This window comes from Polynucleobacter sp. MWH-Aus1W21 (genome assembly GCF_018687275.1).
Taxonomy (GTDB): Bacteria; Pseudomonadota; Gammaproteobacteria; order Burkholderiales; family Burkholderiaceae; genus Polynucleobacter.
In genome coordinates this window covers 2040792-2055060 of sequence record NZ_CP061287.1, presented here as the reverse complement: position 1 = coordinate 2055060, position 14269 = coordinate 2040792, and the positions used below count along the sequence as shown (strand labels likewise).

14 protein-coding genes and 1 other RNA gene are annotated in these 14269 nt (G+C 46.6%); 9 read left to right on the top strand and 6 right to left on the bottom strand.

Annotated elements, in window-relative coordinates:
* Positions 1-16: 16 nt before the first annotated feature.
* The 4 genes from ICW03_RS10650 (at position 17) to rnpB (ending at position 4629) form a co-directional block, all read left to right on the top strand.
* The gene (locus ICW03_RS10650) at positions 17-1840 is read left to right on the top strand and encodes an ABC transporter ATP-binding protein/permease (RefSeq protein ID WP_215347985.1); all 1824 of its coding nucleotides are present in this window, start codon (positions 17-19) and stop codon (positions 1838-1840) included.
* Positions 1841-1849: 9 nt separating this feature from the next.
* On the top strand, positions 1850-3202 hold the full coding sequence (locus ICW03_RS10645) for a glycerate kinase (RefSeq protein WP_215347984.1): 1353 nt from the start codon (positions 1850-1852) through the stop codon (positions 3200-3202).
* 2 nt (positions 3203-3204) lie between these two features.
* On the top strand, positions 3205-4263 hold the full coding sequence (pyrC, locus tag ICW03_RS10640) for a dihydroorotase (protein ID WP_215347983.1): 1059 nt from the start codon (positions 3205-3207) through the stop codon (positions 4261-4263).
* A 59-nt stretch (positions 4264-4322) separates the two neighbouring features.
* An RNA gene (gene rnpB, locus ICW03_RS10635) (RNase P RNA component class A) lies at positions 4323-4629 on the top strand.
* On the opposite strand, the gene ICW03_RS10630 is transcribed toward rnpB, so the two are convergent.
* A complete protein-coding gene (locus ICW03_RS10630) occupies positions 4630-5052 on the bottom strand; it encodes an OsmC family protein (protein WP_215347982.1) in 423 nt (140 codons plus the stop codon).
* A gap of 410 nt (positions 5053-5462) precedes the next feature.
* Here ICW03_RS10630 and rplM point away from each other — a divergent pair, with 410 nt between their 5' ends.
* From rplM to erpA, 4 genes are all read left to right on the top strand, one after another.
* Complete coding sequence (gene rplM, locus ICW03_RS10625) at positions 5463-5891, top strand: 50S ribosomal protein L13 (RefSeq protein ID WP_011903721.1); 429 nt, start codon at positions 5463-5465, stop codon at positions 5889-5891.
* Positions 5892-5900: 9 nt separating this feature from the next.
* Positions 5901-6302 carry a 30S ribosomal protein S9 gene (gene rpsI, locus ICW03_RS10620; protein WP_011903720.1) on the top strand — a complete coding sequence of 134 codons (402 nt, stop codon included), beginning with the start codon at positions 5901-5903 and terminating at the stop codon, positions 6300-6302.
* 112 nt (positions 6303-6414) lie between these two features.
* Positions 6415-7473, top strand: coding sequence for an N-acetyl-gamma-glutamyl-phosphate reductase (gene argC, locus ICW03_RS10615; RefSeq protein ID WP_215347981.1), 1059 nt, complete (start codon positions 6415-6417; stop codon positions 7471-7473).
* Between the two features lie 80 nt (positions 7474-7553).
* On the top strand, positions 7554-7928 hold the full coding sequence (gene erpA / locus ICW03_RS10610; protein ID WP_068319574.1) for an iron-sulfur cluster insertion protein ErpA: 375 nt from the start codon (positions 7554-7556) through the stop codon (positions 7926-7928).
* Between the two features lie 27 nt (positions 7929-7955).
* On the opposite strand, the gene ICW03_RS10605 is transcribed toward erpA, so the two are convergent.
* Positions 7956-9083, bottom strand: coding sequence for an anhydro-N-acetylmuramic acid kinase (locus ICW03_RS10605; protein WP_215347980.1), 1128 nt, complete (start codon positions 9081-9083; stop codon positions 7956-7958).
* 76 nt (positions 9084-9159) lie between these two features.
* On the opposite strand from ICW03_RS10605, the gene tyrS reads away from it, so the two are divergent.
* Positions 9160-10392 carry a tyrosine--tRNA ligase gene (tyrS, locus tag ICW03_RS10600; RefSeq protein ID WP_215347979.1) on the top strand — a complete coding sequence of 411 codons (1233 nt, stop codon included), beginning with the start codon at positions 9160-9162 and terminating at the stop codon, positions 10390-10392.
* On the opposite strand, the gene ruvB is transcribed toward tyrS, so the two are convergent.
* From ruvB to purH, 4 genes are read right to left on the bottom strand one after another with little or no spacing between them, the layout of a single operon-like run.
* Entirely contained in the window at positions 10389-11459 is a 1071-nt protein-coding gene (gene ruvB, locus ICW03_RS10595; protein WP_215347978.1) for a Holliday junction branch migration DNA helicase RuvB, read from the bottom strand. The genes tyrS and ruvB overlap by 4 nt on opposite strands.
* Positions 11460-11501: 42 nt before the next feature.
* Complete coding sequence (gene ruvA, locus ICW03_RS10590) at positions 11502-12083, bottom strand: Holliday junction branch migration protein RuvA (protein ID WP_215347977.1); 582 nt, start codon at positions 12081-12083, stop codon at positions 11502-11504.
* 29 nt (positions 12084-12112) lie between these two features.
* Positions 12113-12631 carry a crossover junction endodeoxyribonuclease RuvC gene (ruvC, locus tag ICW03_RS10585; protein WP_215347976.1) on the bottom strand — a complete coding sequence of 173 codons (519 nt, stop codon included), beginning with the start codon at positions 12629-12631 and terminating at the stop codon, positions 12113-12115.
* 26 nt (positions 12632-12657) lie between these two features.
* On the bottom strand, positions 12658-14238 hold the full coding sequence (gene purH, locus ICW03_RS10580) for a bifunctional phosphoribosylaminoimidazolecarboxamide formyltransferase/IMP cyclohydrolase (RefSeq protein ID WP_215347975.1): 1581 nt from the start codon (positions 14236-14238) through the stop codon (positions 12658-12660).
* Positions 14239-14269: the final 31 nt, after the last annotated feature.

Below are 14269 nucleotides of genomic sequence, written 5' to 3'. Positions count from 1 at the left end.
GGAATAAGATAGAGCGATGAGACATTCATCGGGACATCATCACGGTAGCGCAGATTCAAAAACAGCGGGGCGCGGTGACTGGCGCGTTATTCGCGACCTGCTCCCTTATCTTTTGGAATATCGCTTTAGGGTCTTGATTGCCCTTAGCTGTTTGATTGCCGCCAAGGTTACCAATCTTGGTATACCAATTGTGTTGAAAGACTTAATTGACTCTTTAAATATCAATGTCAATTCGCCGCAAGCGCTTTTAGTCGTTCCCTTGGGAATTATTGTTGCCTATGGCCTTTTAAGAATTTTTGCATCCGTATTTACCGAGCTTCGCGAAGCATTATTTGCTAAGGTCACCCAGAACGCAGTTCGTAAAGTCGCACTTCAAGTTTTTGAGCACTTGCACTCCTTAGCGCTGAGCTTTCATCTTGCGCGTCAGACTGGCGGTGTCAGTCGAGATATTGAGCGCGGCACGCGCGGCATACAGTCACTGATTTCTTATTCTCTCTATAGCATTCTGCCAACGCTCATTGAGTTTTGTTTGGTCTTAGGCTACCTTGCCTATTCCTACGATATTTGGTTTGCTGCGATCACTTTAGTTGCCTTAGTTCTTTACATTGTTTTCACGGTCGTAGTTACTGAGTGGCGCACGCATTTCCGTCGCACGATGAATGATATGGATTCGAAAGCCAATCAAAAGGCGATAGATTCCTTATTAAATTTCGAGACAGTGAAGTACTTTGGTAACGAGGCATTTGAAGCTAGTCGTTACGATGAAAATCTTCTGCGTTATCAATCGGCTGCGGTGAAGTCACAAAAGACTTTGGCGGTATTGAATCTTGGCCAGCAAATCATTATTGCAGTTGGCTTAATGCTGATTCTATGGCGCGCTACGGTTGGCGTAGTCAATGGCACCATGACTTTGGGCGATTTGGTCTTGGTCAATACCTTAATGATTCAGCTCTATATCCCCCTGAACTTCTTGGGTGTGATTTATCGAGAGATTAAGCAATCATTGACTGACATGGATCGCATGTTTTCATTACTCAATACTGATAAAGAGATAGCGGATTCACCAGATGCTAAGACACTGCAAATTCAGGAACATGATCATGGTCCAGATGTTCGATTTGAGCACGTATCATTTCACTACGATGCCAAGCGTGAAATTCTCCGAGATGTGAGCTTTAATATTCCTGCTGGGACGATCACAGCAGTGGTTGGTCAAAGTGGCGCTGGTAAAAGTACTCTCGCAAGATTGCTTTTCCGCTTTTACGATGTTCAATCAGGAGGGATTTTGATTGATGGTCAAAATATTCAGGATGTCACACAGGCTAGTTTGCGTAAAGCCATTGGTATCGTGCCGCAAGATACGGTCTTATTTAATGACACGATTGGATACAACATAGCTTATGGCAATCCTTCTGCCAGCATAGAAGAAGTGCATGAGGCGGCCCGAGCAGCTCAAATCGACAGCTTTATTAAGCGCTTACCGGATGGCTATGACACTCAAGTGGGTGAGCGGGGTCTCAAATTGTCAGGCGGCGAAAAGCAAAGGGTTGCCATTGCTAGAACGCTACTTAAAAAGCCTGCCATGCTCATCTTTGATGAGGCCACTTCAGCGCTGGACTCCAAGACAGAGCGTGCCTTTCAGGAGGAGTTGTTAAGTCTAGCGAAGAATCACACAACTTTGATCATTGCGCATCGTCTTTCAACCATTATTCATGCAGATCAAATTTTGGTAATGGATCATGGACAAATTGTGGAGCATGGAACCCATGAGGAGTTACTTTCAGTCAAAGGAAAATATGCTGAGATGTGGCAGATGCAAGAGCGTGCCACTCTTGATTAGAATAGCCTTATGACTCTGAATAAATCTTCGACCCCAGTCGCTTATGGCACAGAGGCTATTTTGAAAAATGCTTTTGCTGCCGCTGTGGCAGTTGCTGATCCGCAGGTAATTGTTCCCCAGTATTTAGCTAAGATATTTCCAAAAGGGCAAGAGCCGCGGGGAAGATGTCTAGTTGTGGGCGCTGGTAAAGCCAGTGCATCTATGGCAAGTGCACTAGAGATTTATGCAAAAGCAAATTGGCCGCAAGCTAAATTAAAGGGCGTTGTACTTACGCGTTACGGTCACAACTCACCAACTACCTTCATAAAGATTGTTGAAGCTGGACATCCGGTACCAGATCAAGCTGGTATGGATGGAGCAAAAGAAGTATTGGCATTAACAAAGCAGTTGGAGCAAGGTGATGTATTGATCGCTTTGGTATCTGGTGGAGGCTCAAGCCTTTTGACTTTGCCTCAAGAAGGTATATCTATTGATGACATGCGCAAGACTACTGAAGCATTATTGCGTAGTGGCGCCCCCATTGAAGAGATGAATGTAGTGCGTAAACACCTATCTGCAATTTTGGGTGGTAACTTGGCCAGAGTTGCAATTGCACGTGGCGCAAGAGTGGAAGCTTTATTGATTTCTGATGTCACAGGTGATTCGCCTGCAGATATTGCAAGCGGCCCTTGTGCTGCAGACTACTCCACCTATTTGGATGCTCTCAATATCTTGCAGAAATATGATTTGGAGGCGCCAGCCATTCCAGCATCTGTTCTGCATCATCTCAAGCAAGGTTTAACAGGAGAAATGCCTGAGACCTTAAAAGATTCTGATTTAGTTGATAGTCAAGTATCGAATCATGTGATTGCAACTGCTTATAAAAGTCTAGAAGCGGCTGCTGAGTACGTTCGCCATCAAGGTTATGAGTCAATTATTCTCGGTGACACGATTACAGGTGAGGCGCAGGAGGTAGGTGCTGAACAGGCCGCCTTAGTTCGCGAATATCGGGCTAAAAAAACCGATAAGCCGCTAGCCCTAATTTCTGGGGGAGAGTGTACTGTGACTATCCCAGCTGGCATAAAAGGGCGTGGTGGCCGTTGCAGTGAATATCTACTGTCACTTTTTGCGGCTTCTCAAGAGTTTCCGAAGTTGGCTGCTTTGGCGGCTGATACTGATGGTATCGATGGTAGCGAAAAGAATGCTGGGGCTTGGTTTGATATCAACATTCGTGAAGCTAGTCTGAAATCTAGTCTTGTCCCAGAAAAATTCTTATCGGATCATGATTGCTATGGCTTCTTTGCAGAATTAGGCGCTTTAGTGGAAACTGGCCCTACACTTACAAATGTGAATGATTTCCGCATCATCTTGCTTGAAAAATAAATATGTCTAATACACCTTCTCAAATTCAGTTGATTCAGCCAGATGATTGGCACTTGCATATTCGCGATGGTGAAGTGATGAAGGATGTGCTAGCAGATACCGCGCGACAATTTGCACGCGCCATCATCATGCCGAACCTAAAGCCGCCAGTAACCACTGTAGATTTGGCTAAAGCTTATCAATCTCGTATTGAATCCAATTTAAAGTCGTTGGGGGTGAGTGGTTTCACACCTTTAATGACCTTGTATCTCACTGACAATACTTCTGCCGATGAGGTGCGTAAGGCCAAGGCTGCAGGCATTGTCGGGTTTAAGTTATACCCTGCTGGCGCAACAACTAATAGTGATGCTGGTGTAAGCGATCTTAAGCATTGCCATGCTGCATTAGAGGCGATGCAAGCTGTTGGTATGCCGCTGCTAGTGCATGGCGAAGTAACAAGTGCTGATATTGATATCTTTGACCGCGAAGCAGTATTTATTGATACGGTATTAGAGCCTTTACGCAAAAAATTTCCTGAGCTCAAGATTGTGTTTGAGCACATTACTACCAAGCAAGCAGCGCACTATGTGCGTGATGCAGTGACTGGTGGAAAAAATACGATTGCGGCAACGATTACTCCTCAGCACTTGCTGATGAATCGCAATGCGATATTTGCAGGCGGTATTCGTCCGCACAATTATTGTTTGCCTGTGCTTAAGCGCGAAGAACATCGCGTTGCACTTTTAGAGGCTGCAACTAGTGGTAACTCGCGTTTCTTCTTGGGAACCGATAGTGCGCCACATGCCAAGGGTGCTAAAGAGGCTGCCTGTGGCTGTGCAGGTTGCTATAGCGCATTTAATGCGTTGGGTTTATATGCCGAAGCTTTTGAGAGTGTCGGGAAGTTGGATAAGTTAGAGGGCTTTGCCAGTTTCTTTGGTCCTGACTTTTATTCTTTGCCGCGTAATAGCAAAAAAATTATCTTGGCAAAACAAGCGCAAAGTATTCCCATGGAATTGCCTTTGGGCGATGCCACCATCGTGCCACTGCGCGCGGGCGAAACGATTGCCTGGTCACTCGTTTAAATAACTCAATTCATCAGTTTCTTAGCCAAATTGCTCTGACTGCGTTAGACTGCAGGCGCAGAGTCAATTGGGCAATCGCCGCCTCTTTGTTGAGGGGGAGGAAAGTCCGGACTCCATAGGGAAGGGTGATGGCTAACGGCCATCCACGGTGACGTGAGGAATAGGGCCACAGAGACGAGCGTATTTAGTTACGGTGAAACGCGGTAACCTCCACCTGGAGCAATCCCAAGTAAGCAGGCGATGAGGCGTCCCGCTGAGTCTGCGGGTAGGGAGCTTGAGCCGTCAGGTAACTGCCGGCCTAGAGGAATGATTGCCCCTAGATGCAAATCTAGGCGACAGAATCCGGCTTATCGATTGACTCTGCACTTATTCCGAAACAATTTCCACGCTGTAAGTGAGCTCTGCGGTTTTGGCCAGCATAGTGGTGGCAGAGCAGTATTTCTCATGCGAAAGTTTTACGGCGCGATCTACTTTGGCCTGATCTAGATCTTTTCCTTTGACCGTAAAGTGCAAATTAATCTTGGTGAAAACCTTAGGGTCTTCTGTGGCGCGTTCTGCTTGGAGCTTTACTTCGCAGCCGCTAATGGCCTGACGGGCTCTTTGTAGGATTAAAACTACATCGAATGCAGAGCAGCCGCCTGCACCTGCCAAAAGCAACTCCATTGGCCTTGGAGCCAGGTTTCTGCCACCCGCTTCTGGGGCGCCGTCCATGTTGACGAGGTGGCCACTGCCAGTTTCGGCCGAAAAAGCCATACCGCCATTACCCAACCAACTTACTCGACATTCCATAGTAGTGACCCCAAACTTACAAATTTAATCAATATTATCAATAGTTTACCAATATTTACTGCAATTCGTTCAGCAGTAAAAACGGCAAAAAATTGACTTTGGTCAATTTTCTTGCATTGCACCATATTATTTGTGTAGAATAACCCTATTGGTAGTCAGTCTTGTATAAGACTGCGACTTACCTCCCAGTGTCTCCTCCACCCAAACATAGGTGGATTCCAACCCAGGACTCGTTCCTGGGTTTTTTTTAGGTTACAATTCAAGGCTTTACTGAATTACCGAGCCGGTCAGCGGTAATTTGTTGTACCAGTTAAATTGCAGAATCTGCGAGCTTGCAAACATAAGCAGGGCCAAGGTGGACGTAGTTTGGTTGGGGTAATTTTTTTTTGACCATAACAATTTGAGAAATCATGAAAACTTTTTCTGCAAAATCCCATGAGGTAGTGCATGAATGGTTCGTGATTGACGCTACGGACAAAGTCCTCGGTCGTGTCGCCAGTGAAGTGGCACTCCGTCTACGCGGCAAGCACAAGCCTGAATACACCCCACACGTTGATACTGGCGACTTTATTGTCGTTATCAATTCTTCTAAGCTCCGTGTCACAGGCACAAAAGGCTTGAACAAAATTTATTACCGTCACAGCGGATACCCAGGTGGTATTAGCTCGACTAACTTCGACAAGATGCAAGATCGTTTCCCAGGTCGCGCTTTGGAGAAGGCTGTGAAGGGTATGTTGCCAAAAGGCCCACTAGGCTATGCCATGATTAAGAAATTAAAAGTCTACGGCGACGCCAATCATCCGCATGCGGCTCAACAGCCAAAAGCGTTAGAGATTTAAGGAAACCAAATGGCTATTAATTACGGAAATTGGAATTACGGTACTGGTCGCCGCAAGAGTTCTGTTGCGCGCGTATTCATTAAATCTGGCAAAGGCGACATCATTGTTAATGGTAAGCCTATCGATGCATATTTTGCTCGTGAAACATCACGCATGATCGCTCGTCAGCCTTTGGCTCTCACAGCCCACTTAACGACCTTTGATATCAAAGTTAACGTTTCTGGTGGCGGTGAAACTGGCCAAGCTGGTGCAGTTCGTCACGGTGTTACTCGTGCATTGATTGACTACGACAACGCTTTGAAGCCAACCCTGTCTAAAGCAGGCTTGGTAACTCGCGATGCTCGTGAAGTTGAGCGTAAAAAAGTTGGTCTGCACGGCGCGCGTCGTCGTAAGCAGTTCAGCAAGCGCTAATTCTTTCAGTCGCTCAAGTTTTATCGAAAGGGTCGCGCAAGCGGCCCTTTTTGTTTCTACAATCTAGGTATTAAAGAAATAAAATTCATCTGTCGGTATTTTGGAGAATGGCATGATTAAAGTTGGCATCGTAGGTGGCACCGGGTATACCGGAGTGGAGCTCTTGCGTCTATTGGCGCAGCATCCTGGGGTTGAGCTCGCTGCAATTACTTCTCGCACAGAAGCTGGTATGCCAGTTGCTGAGATGTTCCCTTCTTTGCGTGGCCGTGTTGCTTTGAAATTTACAACGCCTGACGAAGCAAAGCTTAATGAGTGTGATGTTGTTTTCTTTGCAACCCCACATGGCGTTGCCATGGCGCAAGCGAAAGAATTGCTAGCCAACAATGTCAAGATTTTGGATCTTGCTGCTGACTTTCGTTTGAAAGACACTAAAGAGTTTTCCAAGTGGTACGGCATGGAGCATAGCTGCCCAGAAATTTTGACTGAAGCAGTTTATGGATTACCAGAAATTAATCGTGATGCCATTAAGAAGGCGCGTGTAGTTGGTTTGGCGGGTTGTTATCCAACCTCTGTGCAGCTTGGCCTCGCACCTTTGTTGTCACCTAAATCAACTGGCGGCAAGTATTTGATCGATGGTACGCATATTATTTCTGATTCCAAGTCAGGCACCTCTGGTGCAGGACGTAAAGCAGAGATCGGCACCTTGTTGTCCGAAGCGAGCGATAACTTCAAGGCGTATAGCGTTAAAGGTCACCGCCATCTTCCAGAGATCGAGCAGGGTTTGAAAGCGATTGCCGGGCATGACCAGATTGGCTTGACCTTTGTACCGCATTTAACGCCAATGATTAGAGGCATTCATTCAACGCTCTATGTGCGCTTGACTGATGCAGGTAAGGACGTTGACTACCAAAAGCTTTATGAGAATTTCTATAAAGATGAGCAGTTTGTTGATGTGATGCCTGCTGGTAGTCATCCAGAAACACGCTCTGTGCGGGGCAGTAATGGCATTCGGATCGCGATCCATCGTCCAGGCGGCGGTGATACTTTAGTCATTTTGGTGGTGGAAGACAATTTGGTAAAGGGTGCTTCAGGCCAGGGTGTGCAATGCATGAACCTCATGTTTGGACTGCCTGAGACTACAGGCCTTACCCAGATCGCTGTATCACCCTAATTAAGGGCGTAATGACCCTTCAGCAAACTGGCCATTAAAAGCCTAAAATAAGACATTGCCTTTTGAATTAGGAGTAAATCATGACTGAATTAGCTACTCAACCCGCACAAGATTTAGCTGAGCCACCAACCCCATTGGTGTTCACGGATAGCGCTGCTGCAAAAGTGGCTGATTTGATTGCAGAAGAAGGCAATCCAGAGTTGAAGCTCCGTGTATTCGTACAGGGTGGCGGTTGCTCAGGTTTTCAGTATGGCTTCACATTTGATGATGCTGTAAATGAAGACGACACACTCTTTGAAAAGAATGGCGTTACTTTGTTGGTAGATTCAATGAGCTTCCAATATTTAGTTGGTGCTGAGATTGATTACAAAGAAGATATCAACGGATCACAGTTTGTGATCAAGAATCCAAATGCCCAAACTACTTGTGGCTGCGGATCTTCTTTCTCTGCTTAAATAAAAACGAACTTAATTAATATTTAATTACGCAGGGTAGTAAGCGCCTAGAACTCTAGGACCTTTCGCTCCCGTAACGGCTGGCAGATTTGCTGGCCGTTTTTCTTTGTGGGCCCATGCAAGCCATGCAAAAGCAAGACCTTCAACTAACTGTGGATCAATGCCAGCAGAGTCACTAGTCGTAATTTCTAAGGGGCTTTTGAAAAAGTGCTGCGACTTCACTTTAAATAAATTTATGAGCGCATTATTTCTAGCGCCGCCCCCACAGACAATCAAATTCTGGGTTTGCGGGGCATAACGCGCTAAAGCTTCAAGCGCTGAGTGCGCAGTCAGGTGTAGCAATGTCGCCTGTACATCTTCACAAAGATAATTCTCACCATTCAATTTTTCTTGTAACCAAGCGAGATGAAAGTCATCTCTGCCGGTACTCTTAGGTGGCGCTTTTGCAAAGAAAGGATCAGATAACATTTTTGTTAGCAGAGCTTCATTAACCTTTCCTTGCAATGCCCAGTTGCCATTCTCATCAAATGCATTGCCTTGATGTTCATGTATCCAGGTATCCATTAACATATTGCCGGGACCACAATCAAAGCCAGTGACCCCTCCATTTTTAGGGAGTAACGTGAGGTTGGCAATGCCGCCAATATTAAGAATGGCTAAATTTTTATTTTCTGCAAATTGCTGGGCATGAAACGCCGGGACTAAGGGGGCGCCATGACCACCAGCAGCTAAATCACGACTTCTAAAATCAGCGATGACATCAATGCCAGTCTTTTCTGCCAAGAGTGCCGGATTCAGAGTTTGGTGGGTATAGGCCATATCACCAAGATGTGGTTGGTGGCGAATAGTCTGACCATGCGCGCCGATCGCAGTAACATCAGAAGCTTGAAAATTTGTCTTTTGAAGCAATTGATTCACTGCTTCTGCGTAAGCTAAGGCTAAGGCATTTCCAGCCTGTTTCTCCCGGTGCAGCTCGTTTGGGCCAGGGCTTTGGAGCTCAAAAAGGGCCTTGCGGAGGTCCGGCGAGAAAGGGGTGCTAATTGCCTCTAGAGCACTAGCTTCCCCATCGGTCCCGATCTTGGCTAGAACGGCATCTATCCCATCTAGGCTGGTGCCAGACATTAGTCCGATATAGAGGGAATGGGGTTTGTTCATGTGGCTCTCAGGAATGCGACAATTATGCTTTAGCAATTTAACTACTAATTTAACTGAATCAGCAATCCGAATCAGCATGACGGCCAAAACAGAACAAAAATATCCTTTGACCCCTGAAGTCTTTGCAGCGCTCGAAGTCACTAAACGTGGTTGCGATGAGTTGTTGGTTGAGGCTGATTGGGTTCAGAAATTGGCTCGTAGCCAGGCTACCAAGACCCCGCTCAGAATTAAATTGGGTTTGGATCCAACGGCGCCTGATATTCATTTGGGTCATACGGTTGTTTTGAACAAATTGCGTCAGTTACAAGATTTAGGGCATACCGTTATTTTCTTGATAGGCGATTTCACCAGCATGATTGGTGATCCATCTGGACGTAACGCAACCCGCCCACCATTAACTGCAGAGGAAATTGCGGTCAATGCCGAGACTTACTATCGTCAAGCAAGCATGGTGCTTGACCCTGCAAAAACTGAAGTGCGTTACAACAGTGAGTGGTGCGATCCTTTGGGTGCGCGCGGCATGATTCAATTAGCAGCGCGATATACCGTTGCGCAAATGTTAGAGCGCGATGACTTTACAAAGCGCTACCGTAGTGGCGTACCCATCTCTGTACATGAGTTCTTGTATCCATTGATGCAAGGCTACGACTCAGTTGCTTTAAAGAGTGACTTAGAGCTCGGTGGTACTGATCAGAAATTTAATCTCTTAGTTGGGCGCGAGCTCCAGCGTGAATATGGCCAAGAGCCGCAATGTATTTTGACAATGCCACTACTAGTTGGTTTGGATGGCGTAGACAAGATGAGTAAGTCCAAGGGGAATTACATTGGTATCAGCGAGCCAGCGGGAGAAATGTTTGGCAAGCTTTTGAGCATCTCTGATGATTTGATGTGGGATTACTTTACATTGCTTTCTTTCCGCCCAATGGCTGAGATCGATCTCATGAAGCAAGAAGTTGCCGCTGGTCGTAATCCAAAAGATTGCAAAGTACTGCTCGCACAAGAAATCGTTGCGCGCTTTCATTCACAAGCTGCTGCAGAAAAAGCGTTAGAAGACTTTAATCATCGCGCTAAAGGTGGTGTGCCCGATGACATTCCAGAAGTCAGCCTTTCTGGAGCGCCAATGCAAATCGCCAATCTTTTGAAAGCTGCTGGTTTAGCCCCATCCACATCAGAGGCTAATCGTAATATCGAGCAAAACGGTGTGAAGATTGATGGCGCAACGATTGCCGATAAACAGCTCAAGATTGAAGCGGGAACTTATGTTGTGCAAGTAGGCAAACGTAAGTTCGCGAAAGTAACGCTAGCTTAAATATCCAAGCTAGCACTGCCGCTAGGCGGCGTTAATCCAAAATGCTCATAAGCCTGGCGCGTTGCTACTCGGCCACGTGAGGTTCTCTGTAAGTAACCTTGCTGAATCAGGTAGGGTTCAAGAACATCTTCAATTGTGTCGCGCTCTTCGCCAATAGCTGCTGCCAAGTTATCAATGCCTACGGGGCCACCATCAAATTTGTGCAAGATAGCTTCAAGTAATTTTCTATCCATCACATCAAAACCACTTGGGTCGACATCGAGCATCTTGAGAGCGGCATCCGCCATGGCTTTAGTAATCGTGCCAGTACCTTTCACTTCTGCATAGTCACGAACACGACGCAGTAGGCGATTCGCAATACGCGGAGTTCCGCGTGCGCGCTTCGCAATCTCTATTGAGCCATCTGGATCGATATCAGCCTTGAGCAAACTAGCTGAGCGATTAATAATTTTGGTGAGCTCTTCTGTGGTGTAGAACTCAAGTCTGGCCACAATACCAAAGCGATCGCGTAATGGGTTGGTGAGCATACCGGCACGGGTAGTTGCGCCAATGAGTGTGAAAGGTTTGAGATCAATCTTCACACTGCGTGCTGCAGGACCTTCGCCAATCATGATGTCTAGACTGTAGTCCTCAAGTGCGGGGTACAGAATTTCTTCTACAACTGGAGAGAGGCGATGAATCTCATCAATGAAGAGAACATCATTCTCTTCTAAATTAGTTAATAGGGCAGCAAGATCGCCGGGCCTATCCAGAACAGGGCCACTGGTTTGCCGCAAGTTGACACCAAGCTCTCTCGCAATGATGTGAGCTAAGGTGGTTTTACCAAGGCCGGGAGGTCCAAACAAGAGAACGTGATCTAGTGCTTCTTGACGTGCTCTTGTAGCGCTGATGAAAATCTCTAATTGGGCGCGCGCTTTAGTTTGTCCAACATACTCATCGAGTTGCTTAGGACGTAGCGCTCTTTCAAAGACGGCCTCAGCATTACCGGCTGAACCACTCACAATGCGGTCATTGTCATCCGGTAAATCTTCAGGAATGGAGCTCAGGTCGTCTGTATGAATTGCCATTCTACAAGTGTAGTGCTTATTGGGGATTGCTTCTATTTATGATCAAGCTTTGGATAGGTACTTTAGACCCATTCGAATGCCATCCGAAACAGATGTGTCGGCCGGAATTTGCTTGAGCGCTAAAAGTGCTTCTTTTTCTGAATAGCCCAGAGCAAGAAGTGCTTGCAATACTTCACTGCTAGCTTCAATTGCCTGAGGTTTACCGCCTGTAATTCCTAGGTCTGGGGCCAACTTTCCTTTGAGTTCTAGGCAGAGACGTTCAGCGGTTTTCTTGCCAATGCCTGGTACTTGAGTGAGGCGTCCAGCTTCTTGTAGGGCAATCGCTTGGGCCAACTCATTAACACTCATGCCGGAGAGAACTGCCAGTGCGGTACGGGAACCAACACCGCTAATTTTGATGAGCTGTCTAAATGCTTCACGCTCAGTCTCGGTAGCAAAGCCAAAAAGTTGCTGCGCATCTTCACGAACTTGAAAGTGCGTAAGAAGCGTAATTTTTTGACCTGCTTGAGGAAGTTGGTACAGGGTACTCATGGGTACATCAACCTCATAACCAATGCCTTGGCAATCTACCAAGAGACGGGGTGGATGAACTGAAACGAGAGTACCTTGAATGCGACCAATCATGTAGAGATCTTAACCTGTGATGTGTATTTTTACTTGCTACGTTTCTTTGGTGCTAATGCAGTAGTAATCGCTTTTGGTATTTGCGCATGATGCGCAGCGCAGATAGCAACACCCAATGCATCAGATGCGTCAGTACCTGGGGCGCGATTTAGTCTTAAAAGGCGCTTAACCATCTCCTGCACTTGCGGCTTGGCTGCGCGACCTGTGCCAACAATGGCTTGCTTCACGCGCAGAGCGCTGTACTCAGCTACAGGAAGCTTTTCAGATACGAGGGCGGCAATTACGGCACCCCTTGCTTGACCTAGCATTAGTGTTGAACGAGGATTCACATTTAAGAAAACCTCTTCAATCGCAGCAGACTCAGGTCGGTATGTCTCTAAAACCTCTTTAAGACCTGCATAGAGAGCGCCCAAACGTTCAGGCAAGCCCTTGGCTGGATCACCGCTTTCAATCGTCCCAGAGGCTACGTAGGTCAGTTTTTGGCCATCGACATCGATGACGCCAAAACCGGTAGTCCGTAAGCCTGGGTCGATTCCTATCCAGCGCATAAGTTTGTTTATTGCTTCCCGTTTGCTTAGTGACGGAAGTGACGTGTGCCAGTAAAGATCATGGCAATACCATGTTCATTTGCGGCTGCAATGATTTCATCGTCACGCATACTGCCGCCCGGCTGAATGGCGCAACTTGCACCGCCATTGACGACTACATCCAAGCCATCACGGAACGGGAAAAAGGCATCGCTTGCAACGGCAGAACCTTTAAGGCTCAAGCCAGCGTTCTCAGCTTTAATGCTAGCCATACGTGCAGAGTCAACGCGACTCATTTGGCCTGCACCAATACCGAGAGTCATGCCATTTGCGCAATAGACGATGGCATTGGACTTCACAAATTTAGCGACGCGCCATGCAAACATCATGTCGTGCATTTCGCTTGGAGTTGGCAGACGTTTGCTAACAACACGCATTTCATTTTCGAGAACGTTTTTGGCATCGGGCGATTGCACGAGCAAGCCGCCACCAACGCGTTTGAAATCAAACGTATTAAATGCAGTGCCCAATGGAATCTCTAAAAGACGCACATTTTGTTTTGCAGCAAAGATTGCCTTTGCTTCATCGCTAAAGCTAGGGGCAATTAATACTTCTACGAATTGCTTGGAGATCGCTTCTGCTGCTGCACCATCGCAAGGAACGTTAAAGGCAATGATGCCGCCAAAGGCTGAGCTTGGATCGGTCTTAAATGCTTTTTGATAGGCTTCAAGAGCGCTGGCTCCAACAGCTACGCCACAAGGATTGGCGTGTTTGATGATGACGCAAGCAGAAGCGCCACCAGCGTTACCGGTAAAGCTCTTCACGCATTCCCAGGCAGAGTCAGCATCTGCAATGTTGTTGTACGAAAGTTCTTTGCCTTGAAGTTGCTTGTAATTGGCTAGCGCGCCGTCAACAGGGTAAATATCTTTATAGAATGCTGCGGATTGGTGTGGGTTCTCGCCGTAGCGCATCTCTTGTACTTTTTCAAAAGCAAGATGCAAAGTTTCTGGGTAAGCAGAACGTGCTTTGTGATCCAAATCATCACCCAATGCAGAGAGGTAATTGGCAATAGCGCCGTCATACTGAGCAGTGTGTGCAAATACTTTTTTGGCTAAAGCTAAATTTGTCTTATAAGAAACAGTATTCTTGTTAGCCTTCATCTCTGCCAATACTGGGGCGTAATCTTCCGGTGAGATTAAAACGGTAACGTCTTGGTGGTTCTTTGCAGCGGCTCGCAACATAGCAGGACCACCAATATCAATATTCTCTACAGCATCCTCAAATGAACAGTTGTCTTTAGCGACTGTCTCATTAAATGGGTATAGGTTGATAACGAGCATATCGATGGTGTCGATTCCATGCTCTTTTAAGGCGGCCATGTGCTCTGGGAAGTCTCTACGAGCTAACAAGCCACCGTGCACCATAGGGTGAAGGGTTTTTACGCGACCATCAAGCATTTCTGGGAATTTTGTTAGCGAAGAAACTTCAACCACTGGCAGATTATTTTCAGCTAGAAGTTTTGCGGTGCCGCCAGTAGAAATAAGCTTAATACCTTGCTCATGGAGGGCTTTAGCAAAAGGCACGATGCCATTTTTATCGGATACGGAGAGAAGGGCTGTACGGATCATAGTTTTCGGAGGGTTTAATTAAAAGAAATAA